This is a genomic window from Rodentibacter caecimuris, assembly GCF_010587025.1.
Taxonomy (GTDB): domain Bacteria; phylum Pseudomonadota; class Gammaproteobacteria; order Enterobacterales; family Pasteurellaceae; genus Rodentibacter; species Rodentibacter caecimuris.
In genome coordinates, this window is the sequence record NZ_CP040863.1 from 2,194,704 (window position 1) to 2,207,949 (window position 13,246).

A 13,246-nucleotide genomic window follows, 5' to 3' on the forward strand; every position below is an offset into this window, starting at 1 on the left:
TGTGTTAATTCTTTGTGTTAGCATTTATTAGTTTTTCTAGTTTATATTTTAAATTTTAAATTTATTGGAGTATCTATGGATTTTCTAACTAACTTAAGTGAAGTTTCCCAATTTGTTATTCAACTTGCTATTGTACTCATCTGCTTGTTTTATGGTGCAAGAAAAGGAGGCATAGCATTAGGGATGTTAGGCGGTGTAGGGTTGATTGTCTTAGTCTTTGGTTTTGGTATTGAGCCGGGTAAACCTGCAATTGATGTCATGTTAACAATTCTTGCAGTGGTCGTTACCTCTGCAACATTACAAGCGAGCGGCGGCTTGGATGTGATGTTACAAATTGCAGAGAAAATGCTTCGTAAAAATCCAAAATATGTCAGTATTCTTGCACCGTTTGTTACTTGTTTCTTAACAATTCTTTGTGGTACAGGTCATGTGGTTTATACCATGCTACCAATCATTTATGATATTGCTATTAAAAATGGTATTCGCCCTGAGCGTCCGATGGCGGCGAGTTCTATCGCTTCTCAAATGGGGATTATTGCCTCACCGGTTTCTGTTGCGGTTGTAACATTAACGGCGTTCTTGGTTAATGCAAAAACACCGCTAGCAGGTTTTGATGGTTATCTGGATTTATTAAAAATTACTGTTCCATCGACTCTTTGTGGTGTATTGGCTATCGGTATTTTTAGCTGGTTTCGTGGTAAAGATTTGGATAAAGATATTGAATTTCAAACGAAACTACAAGATCCTAGTTTTAAAGAGTATGTCTATGGCGAGGGTACGTCATTACTTGATAAAAAATTGCCGCAATCCAGTTGGAATGCAATGTGGATCTTCTTTGGTGCGATCTTAATTGTTGCATCACTGGGTTATTTTAAAGAATTACGCCCGGCGTTTGAGAAATCAGTACCGGCACAAATGCTTGAAGTCGTTTCCTATGCTGAAACGGTAAAAAGTTTTAATGTAAAAGAGGGTAAAATTGTTGCTGTAGCAAAAGACGGTGTAGTGTCTCTTGATGTGAAAGACAATAAGGCAAAACCGAAAACCACTTATAGTCATGTCGAAATTTATAATAAAAAAGGGGAACTTGCTCAAACTATATCTGTAAAAGATAACAATTCTGTTGTGATCCAGTCGGGCGATGAGATTGAAACGATTGATAATGCAAAGATTATTTTAAAGGATAGTATAAATAAAAAAGTGAACATTAGTATGGTTCATGTAATTCAAATTTTTATGCTATTAGCCGGTGCATTAATTATTATCTTTACCAAAACGGAGCCAAGTAAAATTAGTAAAAATGAAATTTTCCGTTCCGGTATGATTGCATTAGTCGCAGTATTTGGTATCTCTTGGATGGCTGAAACGATGTTTACCGTTCATACCCCAATGATGAAAGCAACATTAGGCGATGTGGTAAAGGCCTATCCTTGGACTTATGCGGTAATGTTGTTATTGATTTCTAAATTTGTAAATTCTCAAGCTGCGGCATTAGTAGCGTTTGTTCCGTTATCATTAGATATCGGCGTTGATCCTGCAATTATCCTTGCCTTTGCTTCGGCATGTTATGGTTACTATATTTTACCGACTTATCCGAGTGATCTTGCTGCGATTCAATTTGACCGTTCCGGCACTACCCGAATTGGTAAATTTGTGATTAATCATAGTTTTATTTTACCGGGGTTAATCGGGGTCATTACTTCCTGTATTTTTGGTTATGTTTTCATCGGTTTATTTGGTTATTTATAATCGTGACTTAAATTAACAAAGGCTATTCGAAAGAATAGCCTTTATGCTTTATCTATCAGCGAAATTTCTCAATCAAAATGCATAAAAAAGCCCTTTCAAAATTTGAAAGGGCAAAGTATTTGGAGTCATACTATGAGTTGTTGAATAAACAAATCAGGTATGCGTACGCATTATAATAACATTTAAAATAAATGCAACATTTTATTAACAAAATTAATTGTGTGGATTACGGGTATTGCTGTTCACTAAATTACGCATCAAGAGTGAGTATTCTAAATTGATATCTTGCGGGACATCTAAGAACACGAAATGTCCGTCACCTAATGCAGCTTCTACTTGTTCATTTTTTCGATTTAGCATTTTTTCAATTTTAAAATTGATATTACCTTGAGGTGTCATCATTTCTACTTCATCGCCAAGTAAAAATTTATTTTTTACAGCGACTTCCGCCATACCTTGTTCATTGCGTTTTCCGGTAAATTCTCCGACAAATTGTTGGCGATCGGAAATAGAATAGCCGTATTCATAATTTTGATACTCATCATGTGTATGGCGACGTAAAAATCCTTCGGTATAACCTCGGTGTGCGAGAGATTCTAAGGTATTCATCAAGCTCTCATCGAAAGGCTTACCTGCCACGGCATCATCAATAGCTTTTCGATAGACCTGCGCCGTGCGGGCACAATAATAGAAAGACTTGGTTCGACCTTCAATTTTTAAGGAATGTACACCAAGTGCGGTGAGTTTTTCTACATGTTGTACGGCACGCAAATCTTTTGAATTCATAAAATAAGTGCCGTGTTCATCCTCAAAGGCGGTCATTTGTTCATCCGGCTTTTGTGATTCCGTATAAAGAAATACTTTGTCCGTCACCGTTCCTTCACCCAGTGTCGGTGCAACATTTTTGACTTCGATTTGTTGTGCCGGATCAATTTTCGGCACAATATTGCCCACTTCATCAACCGTACCTTCTTCCATTTTATATTCCCAACGGCAGGCATTAGTGCAAGTGCCTTGGTTTGGATCGCGTTTATTAATGTAGCCGGAAAGCAAGCAACGACCAGAATATGCCATACATAATGCGCCATGTACGAAAATCTCAAGTTCAATATCCGGCACCTGTTGGCGAATTTCAGTAATTTCATCTAAGGAAAGTTCTCGGGACAAAATCACGCGGGTTAGCCCCATTTGTTTCCAAAATTTCACCGTTGCCCAGTTTACCGCATTGGCTTGTACGGAAAGATGAATATCAATATCGGGGAAATGCTCACGCACCAGCATAATCAAACCAGGATCGGACATAATCAACGCATCCGGTCCCATATTTATAACGGGTTGTAAATCTTTAATAAAGGTTTTGAGTTTAGAATTATGCGGTGCAATATTCACAACGACATAGAATTTTTTACCAAGGGCGTGCGCTTCATCAATACCGATTTTTAAATTTGCATGATTAAATTCATTGTTACGCACTCGTAAGCTATAACGGGGCTGACCGGCATAGACGGCATCTGCACCGTAGGCAAAGGCATAGCGCATATTTTTTAGAGAACCGGCGGGAGAAAGTAATTCGGGCTTAAATGAGGTGGTCATAATCTACTCTTTTTCTGATTTCAAGTCAGTAACCTACCCGTAGGCAAGTCGTGTTAAAAGCCCGTATTTTAGGTTTATTTCACTATTTGTAAAGGATAAAGTGCGGTCAGATTTTGGAGTGTTTTTCATTAACGATAAAAAAATACCCACCATACCGTCCGTGGGCATTTTTTTATTATTTCTCTGATGAACTTTCTTCTTCTATCTCCTCAAAAGATTTGCCGTTAATGAAATAGCCATTGTCATTTTTTTCAAACTTAGCCACATAATTCTCACCTTCTGCTACAAAAGCAGGAAGAATAGTATCATATGGTTTAATTTCACTTTGAATCATATTCCAAAATAAGCTTTGTTCTTTAATCTTACTTGTTTTTTCATCCTGAATTTCAACTAACCTTTTATCAAAGGAAATCCTTAATAAACCTTCTGTTCTATCTAGGAAAGACCAACCCTGAGATGATTTCGCATCTTCCGGTGCTTTAGTCATCATACCATTGGCTTCAAATTTTACCGGATAGGCTTTCGTTTCGGGCGATGTGTTGAGATTAAAGGTAACATTGGTATGATCTAAAATAAAATTTAGATCCGACCATGCGTTATTCAAATATTTTTCTTGTGTCGCTGTTGTTAAATAAGTCTGACAAAGCGTCTCATAAGCTCCTAAACAAAATGCTGAAGACCAATACGAACGAGGGTCATTAAGCTTTAGTGGAATTGAAATCGACAAATCCTCAATTTGCATACTTTGTTCCGGTACACTGATTTTTTTTGTATTTAGTGTAAAACTTGTACTATATTGATCACTTTCTGACCTAGATTTATTATTAAATGTAAGAGCAGTTATTTTATTTTCAAATAGATTTAAACTATGCAGTGAAAAATCAATGTTCGAATTTTCCTTAAACTCTCTCACCCATTTGTCTTTTAAATGAAGGAAATCTTTATTATCTTTAGATGGCGGAGACTTTACAGTAAGCGTTTCCAAAAAGAATGGAATAAGACTCAACTCATTTGCAATATTATAGTCTTTTAATTGAACACTAAGTTTTCCATCTTTAGCATCCCATTTTTGGGCATTATCTTCCGGTGTTTGTTTAACACTCCCCACTAAGAGTTCAAAATTGGCGTTGCTTTTAGTGAGATCCGTATTATCTAATTTCAATGCTATATTACCATTTTGTAAATTAAAATAAGGTTTTTGCTTTTTCGGTGCATTAACTGAAATAACAGAAACCTTACTGTCAAAATAATCATTTTTAGTTAATATAGCGATTAATAAATCCACCCCATTTCTAATATTTTGATCGCCCGTACTAAGTTTTTTAAATTCATTATAAAAATTGACCGCACTTGGGACGCCTTGTTGATTCAAACTGATATTTAAACCCCCAAATGTTGTTTGGCTTTCTTCTGTGGTACGGTTTTTATTAGAGATACGTAAAATATCACTACTTAGCTTTGTGGTTAAATCACGTTTTTCTGTATTATTCTCTTTGTTTTTATTAAATTTATAGGTGGTATTTTTTAATTGTAAGCGTGTATTTTCACCATTTAATAGTGCTAGCTCGGCATTTTCAGCGGTTAATTCGATATGTGTTAAATCATATTGACTTGGCGTTACAGGAATAAGATGAAATTTCCCCTCAAGTTTTTTTAATTTGCTGTCGTTGTCATAGTTAAAACCGGTCAAATTGGCATTTAAATCAATTTCTTTATTTTCTCGGAAATTTAATGAGATCGTGCTTTGTTGCGATTTATTGGCGAAGTCTCGAAACTCCGTCAAAATATCAGACGAAAAATAATCACCGATCGGTGAAAATTTTGTGTTAATCGTATTTTTATCAATGGTGATATTTAAAGTTTTGTTTAATTGTCGAACGAATTTCTCCGATAAATTCGATTCAGCCGTGATGAAAAAAGGCAGCGTTGTCAGTTTGCTGGTAATGAGATCGGTTTTTTCGTTATCGTTATTTTGCAGACTAAACGTTAAGTGGCGGGTAAAAATGTTTTTACTTGTTTGAGAGACTAGTAATTTCGCTTGATTATCAAGGGAATAGGGAAAGTTTTGTAAGACTTGATCCACTTTGTGATTAGTATAAATCTGTGCACCGATGCCCGATACCACAATCAAAGCGGAAAGGGAAAGTGTAATTTTTGTTTTTTTAATCATGTTGTCTCCAAAACGGAAAAATAACGAGGCAAAAATATTGTTAAAAAAGACCGCACTTTGTCGAAAAAGTGCGGTCGATTTTGCATTTGTTTTAGCCTAAGATTTGATCTAATTCTTGGCTGACGGCTTCTACTTTTTGTGTGCCGTCTAAGCGGAAATATTGTGTGTTACCCGCTTTCGCTTCTGCTTGATAATAATCCACTAATGGTTGGGTCTGTTTGTGATAAACCGCTAAGCGATCCAATACGGTTTCCGGTTTATCATCTGCACGGATGATGAGATCTTCACCGGTAATATCATCTTTGCCTTCCACTTTCGGCGGATTATAAACAATGTGGTAAGAACGACCGGAGGCTTGGTGTACGCGACGACCGCTCATACGTTCCACAATCACTTCATCAGGTACATCAAATTCTAAAACATAATCAATTTTCACACCTGATTCTTTTAACGCATCGGCTTGTGGAATGGTGCGAGGGAAACCGTCTAATAAGAAACCGTTTGCGCAATCGGGCTGGGCAATGCGATCTTTTACTAATGCTACGGTTAATTCATCGGGTACTAATTTTCCTTCATCCATTAGCGCTTTTGCTTGTTTACCTAATTCTGTTCCGGCTTTGATTGCCGCGCGAAACATATCGCCCGTTGAAATTTGTGGAATGCCAAATTTTTTCATAATAAATTGCGCTTGTGTGCCTTTGCCTGCACCCGGTGCGCCTAAAAGAATAATTTTCATAGAAATCTCCGTGACTAAATAAACCCGATTAAGATACTGATAAAGCGAAGTGAGGTCAAATTTTTTGTAACATTTAATGAAAAAATCAACAATTTTTGATTAAAGTTATTATCAAGAATTAATCCGTTGATTTGATACAATATTTTTACATTTTATCGTGCTATACTTCATCACATTCAAGTCACTTTCACCTTTGGAGTTTTATGCAGAATTTATCGGAAAAACATTTCTCTCGTTCTTCACTAGTTAAATTAAATATGTGGATAACATTTGCTAGTGGAATATTGTTAATTTTCTTCGGATTGATAAATCAACCGATGTTTTTATTCTTTGGATTGATAAATACTATTTTGGGTATTTTACAGCTTAGTATCGTCAATAAACCGATCATTTCACTAATGAACAACCATATTCAAATAAAATCCTCCCCGCTAAGCTCAACCAAATACATCAAATACGATGATATTCAGTCCGTTGAAAATAAAAAAGGCAATCTAATCTTTCATCTGAAAACCAATAAAAAGGAAAGGTTGGTGCTAAATATGGTACAAAAAGAACAACAGGAGGAACTGGTAAAAGAGTTAATGTCAATCAATCACCACATTAAAGAGGAAAAAACAGATGAACTCAGCCATTAAATTACACGCTGCCGTATGGATAAGCCTTTTTATCAATATTGCTCTAAATCTTCTTACTATTGATGAATACTCCCAATATTTTGATATTGAAGTAATTATTGCCTTTATCGTTATCCCTTGGTTAGTCGGTATTTTCTGCGCAATCGCATTTACTATGACACAGAAAAAATGGCAGTTGATTGTCCTAATTATTAGTTTTATTCCCTTTATTCCTATTGGTTTCTTGGGGATTTGGGGCGTGTCAAAAACAATGTCTGCCCTTAATAAGAAAATGGCAGGTATTGATTAACAATTAATTTACGCATGGTGAAAGCCATGCGTATTGATGAGAGATTTAATTACATTTTTTAAAACAATACAAACTTTTTATTGCTTTGCATTCCAAGGTGCAACCCAAAACAAACAAATCATGCCCGGTATTGCCAAAAATAAGCAAATCCAAAAATAATGATAATATCCTACCGCGCTGACAGCATAGCCCGAAAGCATTCCTAATCCTTTACTTGGTAAGGCTGAAAGACTAGTGAAAAGGGCAAGTTGGGTCGCTGTATAAAGCGGATTGGTTTCACGAGCCATAAACGCAACAAAGGCAGCGGTGCCAAGACCGACACCGACATATTCTGCGGCAATGACGACACCTAATTTCCATAATTCGGCGGATGTGATGTAGTCAAAATGCCCGAAGTTGGCTAACCAAATAAATCCGCTGATAGTGATCATTTGCACGAAACCGAATAACCATAATGCCCGATTAATTCCTAGTTTCAACATTATTATACCGCCGACAAGCCCCGATAAGACGCTAGCCCAAAGAGAGGTTGTTTTAACCACTAGAGCAATATCTTTTTTGCTGAATCCCATATCGTAGATAAATTTGGTTTGCAGTGTGGTGGCAAAAGAATCGCCAAATTTGTATAGAAATAAAAACAGTAAAAAACCGATGGCTTGTGCAATTCCTTTACGTTGGAAAAATTCTTGTAGAGGAATCCAAAATGCTTGATAGAATGGTTGGCTATTATTTTTAGGGGCGTTCTGTTGGGGTTCTTTGGTGAGAAATAATGTCATAAAAATCCCCGCTAACATACAAAGTGCGGTCCATAAAAAGACGGTTTCCCATGGGTAAATAGTGGCAAGATAAAGGGAAAGTCCACCGGGAATTAAACCTGCAATTCGATAGGCGTTAAGGTGAAGGGTATTGCCCAAACCAAGCTCGTGATCGCTTAAAATCTCACGGCGATAGGCATCGAGTACGATATCCTGTGTAGCAGAAAAAAATGCAATTAATAAAGCAATGTTGGCAACAATACTTAACTGAGAGATAGGATCAAAAAGGCTGATAGCATAAAGTAAGACAAGTAAGATAACTTGCGAAATAAGAAGCCAACTGCGGCGGCGACCTAAAAAACTTGGGAAATAGCGATCTAACAAGGGAGCCCATAAAAATTTTAGCCCATAAGGTAGCATGACACCGGTTACCGCTCCGATTAATTCGACAGAAAGCTGCTTGTCCGTTAGCCATACGGGTAACATTTGCAATAAGACAAATAAAGGCAAACCGGAACTGAAACCGGTGAACACGCAAATTAACATTTTACGTGTGAAGATTTGTGAAAGCAGAGAATTCGGCATAAAGTGCGGTTCATTTTGGTAATAATTTTGGCGACACGAGTTTCTTTACCCGTGTCACCATAAGATGATATTTAAAAACGGAAAATTAGTCTTTGTACCCTTGCGGATTATTTTTCTGCCAATTCCACGTATCTTTCATCATTTGTTCAAGCCCACGTTCGGCAGTCCAGCCTAATTCTTTCTGCGCTAAATTTGGATCTGAATAACAAGTGGCAATATCACCAGGACGACGCTCCGCTAATTGGTAAGGAATTTTAATATTGTTGGCACTTTCAAAGGCTTTCACCATATCCAATACGGAATAGCCGTGCCCCGTTCCGAGATTATAAATATGTAAACCTGCATCATCTTCGTGGCGTTGAAGCGCTTTTAAATGCCCAATCGCTAAATCAACCACGTGAATGTAATCACGTACCCCCGTGCCGTCGTGAGTATCGTAGTCGCTACCGAAAACGGAAAGCTGTGCGAGTTTACCGATCGCCACTTGGCTGATATAAGGTAATAGGTTATTTGGAATGCCATTCGGATCTTCGCCGATTAAACCGCTTGAATGTGCCCCTACGGGATTGAAATAACGCAAAATCGTCATACTAAACTGAGGTTCTGCTTTGACTACATCACGTAAAATTTGCTCAACCATATATTTTGACGTGCCGTAAGGATTGGTTGTGCCGCCCACTTCACAATCTTCGGTAATGGGAATAATTTGGGGATCGCCATACACGGTAGCGGAAGAACTAAACACAAAATTCCATACTCCCGCTTTTTTCATTTCTTGCAGCAATACAACCGTACCGGCCACATTGTTCATGTAGTACTCTGCCGGTTTTTGTACGCTTTCACCCACTGCCTTTAAGCCGGCAAAGTGAATCACTGAATGAATGGTGTTTTCGGCAAAGATTTTTTGCAGCAATGCTCGATCTAAAATATCGCCTTCATAAAACTTGGCTGTTTTACCTGTGATTTGTTTTACACGCTCAAGGGATTTAGGTGATGAATTACAAAGATTGTCTAATACGACCACTTCTTTGCCTGCATTTAATAATTCGACAACCGTATGCGAACCGATATAGCCGGCACCGCCGGTGACTAAAATTGCCATCTTTGACTCCTTTTCATAGACTTGGAATTGTTGCCGATTATAGCACTATTTCATCTCAAAAAACGGATCTATTTTGACCGCACTTTTATGTGATATTTGTCACAAAACGACCTTTTGGCACTGGCATAATTTCTTGTTGAAGTATATAAAATAGAAATAATTCTTTAACATGAGTGTTACAAATAGCTATGAATCAACTTATTTCTCAACTGACAAAAATTGTAGGAAGTCAATATATCATCACCGATCCTTCAAAAACGGAAGCTTATCGTAGCGGCTACCGTTTTGGTTCGGGAAATGCAGTCGCCGTCGTTAAACCTGCAACCTTACTTGAATTTTGGCAGGTGTTGAAAGTTTGTGTCGCGCAGGATGTGATTATTATTAACCAAGCTGCCAATACGGGATTAACCGGCGGTTCAACGCCAAACGGCAATGATTATGATCGTGAAATCGTCATCATCAATGCCATGAGAATTGATGGTATTCAATTGATTAATAATGCCTCTCAGGTAGTTTGTTTGCCGGGTTCGACTTTAAATGACTTAGAAAATAAATTGAAACCTCACGGGCGTGAACCTCATTCGGTGATTGGTTCTTCTTGCATTGGCGCTTCCGTTATCGGAGGCATTTGTAATAATTCGGGCGGTGCATTGGTTCAACGTGGGCCGGCTTATACGGAGATGGCACTTTACGCTCAGTTAAATGAACAGGGTGAATTGGAACTAAAAAATCATCTTGGCATTGATTTAGGTAGTACACCGGAAGAAATTTTAACTAATTTGCAAGGGCATCATTATCAACAGAAAGATATTACTCAGGATTGTGGAAAAGGACATGATCACCGCTATTGCGATCATGTTCGTCAGATTGATGAAAACTCACCGGCCCGTTTTAACGCAGACCCTGCCCGTCATTATGAAGCCTCTGGTAGTGCGGGTAAATTAGCGATTTTTGCTGTCCGTTTAGATACTTTCCCACTAGAAAGTGAAACAGCGGTTTTTTACATTGGCACTAATCAAACCGATGTTCTTAATGATATTCGCCGTCAAATGTTAGCAAATTTTGAACAGTTACCGATTTCGGGTGAATATATTCATAGAGATGCCTTTGATGTTGCTGCCCGTTATGGAAAAGATACGTTTTGGGTTATCAAAAAATTTGGCACGCATTGGCTGCCTAAGTTATTTGCCTTAAAAGCGAATGTTGATCGCCTAACTAAGAAAGTTTCGTTTTTACCACACCATTTAAGCGATAAATTTTTACAGTTGATTTCAAAAGTGTTACCGGAACACTTACCGAAAAGTTTATGGCAGTATCGGGAGCGTTACGAACATCATTTAATTATTAAAATGGGAGGGCAGGGCGTGAATGAAGCCCGTATCTTCTTAAAAGATTATTTTCGCGATAGTCAAAAAGGCGGATATTTTGAATGCAATGCGGTAGAAACACAGGCTGCCATGCTACACCGTTTTGCCGTTGCTTCAGCCGCCGTACGCTATCGTGCAATTCATGAGAAAGAAGTTGAAGATATTGTCGCCCTTGATGTTGCATTACGTCGTAATGATCAATCGTGGTTTGAACAGCTTCCGGTCGAGATAGATAAGCAAATCAGCCATAAACTGTATTACGGACATTTTATGTGTCATGTTTTCCATCAAGACTACATCGTCAAAAAAGGGGTTGATTGCGTAAAATTGGAACATGAAATGTTGAAATTACTTGATCAGCGAGGGGCTCAGTACCCAGCCGAACATAATGTCGGGCATTTATATGAAGCGAAACCGGAGTTACGTAAATTCTATAAAGCATTAGATCCTACCAATAGTTTTAATCCAGGCATTGGACAAACCTCAAAGAAAAAATATTGGGCTGAATAATATTTTAATTTATCCGTTTTATCGTATTAAACACGATGAGATGATGTTGGCTTCGGTGCTTCAGATAACCATTTAATGTTTAGCAGTGGGTTATTCTTTTTTATTCAATTTTATCGGTGTATATCGGTAATACGTTCGGCTTAATAAAAAGAGCTGAAAAACAGCCTGTTGGCAATGACAATTAAAGGAGTAGCATATGGCAAAAAATCTAAATGTTTTTGATCAAGAATATGGTTTATTAATTAACGGTGAATGGAAAATGGGTGGCACACTACTTGCCTCTTATAATCCTGCAAACGGGGAAGCGCTTGCGAAATTTGTTGATGCTACGGATGCAGATGTTGATGCGGCCGTTATGGCGGCACAACAAGCGTTTAAAACTTGGCGAAACACGACAGTCACCGAACGGGCGGCGATATTAAATAAAATTGCCGATGTTATTGATGAAAATGCCGAGTTATTCGCTTTACAAGAAACTTTGGATAACGGCAAACCAATTAGAGAAACGAGAGCCGCAGATATTCCCTTAGCGGCGGATCATTTCCGTTATTTTGCCGGTGTGATTCGTGCGGAAGAAGGTTCGGCAAATCAACTGGATAGTGAAGATTTATCGTTGGTATTACGTGAACCGATTGGTGTGGTCGGACAAATTATTCCATGGAATTTTCCATTTTTAATGGCTGCGTGGAAAATCGCACCTGCATTGGCAGCAGGTTGTACTATCGTTATTCATCCGTCTAGCGCAACTTCATTGAGTCTGTTATCTCTCGCTCAAAAAATTAATTATTTGTTACCAAAAGGCGTGCTAAATATCATTACCGGACGAGGCAGTAAATCTGGAGAATATATGTTGCATCACAAAGGATTTAATAAATTAGCGTTCACAGGTTCCACTGCTATTGGACGTAATGTTGCTGTTGCCGCAGCAGAAATGTTAATCCCTGCAACTCTTGAGTTAGGTGGTAAATCCGCCAATATTTTCTTTGATGATATGCCGTTTGATAAAGCATTAGAGGGTGCGCAAAAAGGTATTTTATTTAATCAAGGCCAAGTTTGTTGTGCCGGTTCTAGAATTTTTGTTCAAGAAGGCATTTATGATAAGTTCGTCGCCGCATTAGCCGAAGAATTTAAAAAAGTAAAAGTTGGTTTGCCTTGGGAAGACGATACCCAGATGGGCGCGCAAGTCAATGGCGGTCAATTAGAGACGATTTTAAACTATGTCAAAATTGGAGAACAGGAAGGCTGCCGCATTATTACCGGAGGGAAACGCTTACAGGAGGCCGGTTTAGATAAAGGCGAATTTGTAGCCCCAACATTGATTGAAGCTCCGAATAATCAAGCGCAAATTGCACAGGAAGAAATTTTTGGACCTGTTGCAACCGTCATTAAATTTAAAACCGAAGAAGAGGTTATAAAAATGGCAAATGACAGCGAATACGGTTTAGGTGGCGGTATATGGAGTCAAAATATCAATCGTTGTTTGCGTGTTTCTCGTGCACTTGAAACAGGACGGGTTTGGGTGAACTGTTATAACCGCTTACCGGCAGGCACACCGTTCGGGGGATATAAACAATCCGGTATCGGTCGAGAAACCCATAAAATGATGCTTGATGCTTATACTCAAGTAAAAAATATTTATATCAGCACGCGTGAAGAGCGTGAAGGGATGTATTAATCGCCATAAAGAAGAGGCAGCCGATAAGCTGCCTCAACAGATAGTAATTTAAGGACTGATTCCAATAATCTCTTGGCGTT

The 13,246-nt window shown here is 38.1% G+C and carries 10 protein-coding genes; 5 read left to right on the forward strand and 5 right to left on the reverse strand.

Annotation, left to right across the window (positions count from 1 at the left end; all coding sequences use genetic code 11):
* Positions 1–75: 75 nt before the first annotated feature.
* On the forward strand, positions 76–1,746 hold the full coding sequence (locus FEE42_RS10825) for an anaerobic C4-dicarboxylate transporter (protein ID WP_164028552.1): 1,671 nt from the start codon (positions 76–78) through the stop codon (positions 1,744–1,746).
* A gap of 213 nt (positions 1,747–1,959) precedes the next feature.
* Here FEE42_RS10825 and trhP read toward each other — a convergent pair whose 3' ends face one another.
* From trhP to adk, 3 genes are all read right to left on the reverse strand, one after another.
* The gene (gene trhP / locus FEE42_RS10830) at positions 1,960–3,339 is read right to left on the reverse strand and encodes a prephenate-dependent tRNA uridine(34) hydroxylase TrhP (protein ID WP_164028554.1); all 1,380 of its coding nucleotides are present in this window, start codon (positions 3,337–3,339) and stop codon (positions 1,960–1,962) included.
* 175 nt (positions 3,340–3,514) lie between these two features.
* Positions 3,515–5,509 (reverse strand): hypothetical protein, encoded by a 1,995-nt coding sequence (locus tag FEE42_RS10835; protein WP_164028556.1) that lies wholly within the window; start codon positions 5,507–5,509, stop codon positions 3,515–3,517.
* Positions 5,510–5,600: 91 nt separating this feature from the next.
* On the reverse strand, positions 5,601–6,245 hold the full coding sequence (gene adk / locus FEE42_RS10840; protein ID WP_059367557.1) for an adenylate kinase: 645 nt from the start codon (positions 6,243–6,245) through the stop codon (positions 5,601–5,603).
* Between the two features lie 203 nt (positions 6,246–6,448).
* Here adk and FEE42_RS10845 point away from each other — a divergent pair, with 203 nt between their 5' ends.
* Together FEE42_RS10845 and FEE42_RS10850 are read left to right on the forward strand one after the other, a co-directional pair.
* Positions 6,449–6,883, forward strand: coding sequence for a hypothetical protein (locus tag FEE42_RS10845; RefSeq protein WP_164028558.1), 435 nt, complete (start codon positions 6,449–6,451; stop codon positions 6,881–6,883).
* On the forward strand, positions 6,867–7,172 hold the full coding sequence (locus tag FEE42_RS10850) for a hypothetical protein (protein ID WP_059367551.1): 306 nt from the start codon (positions 6,867–6,869) through the stop codon (positions 7,170–7,172). Before FEE42_RS10845 ends, FEE42_RS10850 begins: the two co-directional genes overlap by 17 nt.
* A 77-nt stretch (positions 7,173–7,249) precedes the next feature.
* Here the strand turns inward: FEE42_RS10850 and FEE42_RS10855 are convergent, their stop codons facing one another.
* Both FEE42_RS10855 and galE read right to left on the reverse strand, forming a co-directional pair.
* Positions 7,250–8,512 carry an MFS transporter gene (locus FEE42_RS10855; RefSeq protein WP_418067156.1) on the reverse strand — a complete coding sequence of 421 codons (1,263 nt, stop codon included), beginning with the start codon at positions 8,510–8,512 and terminating at the stop codon, positions 7,250–7,252.
* Between the two features lie 85 nt (positions 8,513–8,597).
* On the reverse strand, positions 8,598–9,614 hold the full coding sequence (gene galE / locus FEE42_RS10860; RefSeq protein ID WP_059367543.1) for a UDP-glucose 4-epimerase GalE: 1,017 nt from the start codon (positions 9,612–9,614) through the stop codon (positions 8,598–8,600).
* A 182-nt stretch (positions 9,615–9,796) separates the two neighbouring features.
* On the opposite strand from galE, the gene dld reads away from it, so the two are divergent.
* Complete coding sequence (gene dld / locus FEE42_RS10865; RefSeq protein ID WP_164028840.1) at positions 9,797–11,491, forward strand: D-lactate dehydrogenase; 1,695 nt, start codon at positions 9,797–9,799, stop codon at positions 11,489–11,491.
* A gap of 196 nt (positions 11,492–11,687) precedes the next feature.
* On the forward strand, positions 11,688–13,166 hold the full coding sequence (locus FEE42_RS10870; protein WP_164028560.1) for an aldehyde dehydrogenase family protein: 1,479 nt from the start codon (positions 11,688–11,690) through the stop codon (positions 13,164–13,166).
* Positions 13,167–13,246: the final 80 nt, after the last annotated feature.

Bases quoted from the DNA above. Each gene is read 5' to 3' on its own strand.
- FEE42_RS10825 (WP_164028552.1), top strand. From the start codon at position 76: ATGGATTTTCTAACTAACTTAAGTGAAGTTTCCCAATTTGTTATTCAA.
- trhP (WP_164028554.1), bottom strand. From the start codon at position 3,339: ATGACCACCTCATTTAAGCCCGAATTACTTTCTCCCGCCGGTTCTCTA.
- FEE42_RS10835 (WP_164028556.1), bottom strand. From the start codon at position 5,509: ATGATTAAAAAAACAAAAATTACACTTTCCCTTTCCGCTTTGATTGTG.
- adk (WP_059367557.1), bottom strand. From the start codon at position 6,245: ATGAAAATTATTCTTTTAGGCGCACCGGGTGCAGGCAAAGGCACACAA.
- FEE42_RS10845 (WP_164028558.1), top strand. From the start codon at position 6,449: ATGCAGAATTTATCGGAAAAACATTTCTCTCGTTCTTCACTAGTTAAA.
- FEE42_RS10850 (WP_059367551.1), top strand. From the start codon at position 6,867: ATGAACTCAGCCATTAAATTACACGCTGCCGTATGGATAAGCCTTTTT.
- FEE42_RS10855 (WP_418067156.1), bottom strand. From the start codon at position 8,512: ATGCCGAATTCTCTGCTTTCACAAATCTTCACACGTAAAATGTTAATT.
- galE (WP_059367543.1), bottom strand. From the start codon at position 9,614: ATGGCAATTTTAGTCACCGGCGGTGCCGGCTATATCGGTTCGCATACG.
- FEE42_RS10870 (WP_164028560.1), top strand. From the start codon at position 11,688: ATGGCAAAAAATCTAAATGTTTTTGATCAAGAATATGGTTTATTAATT.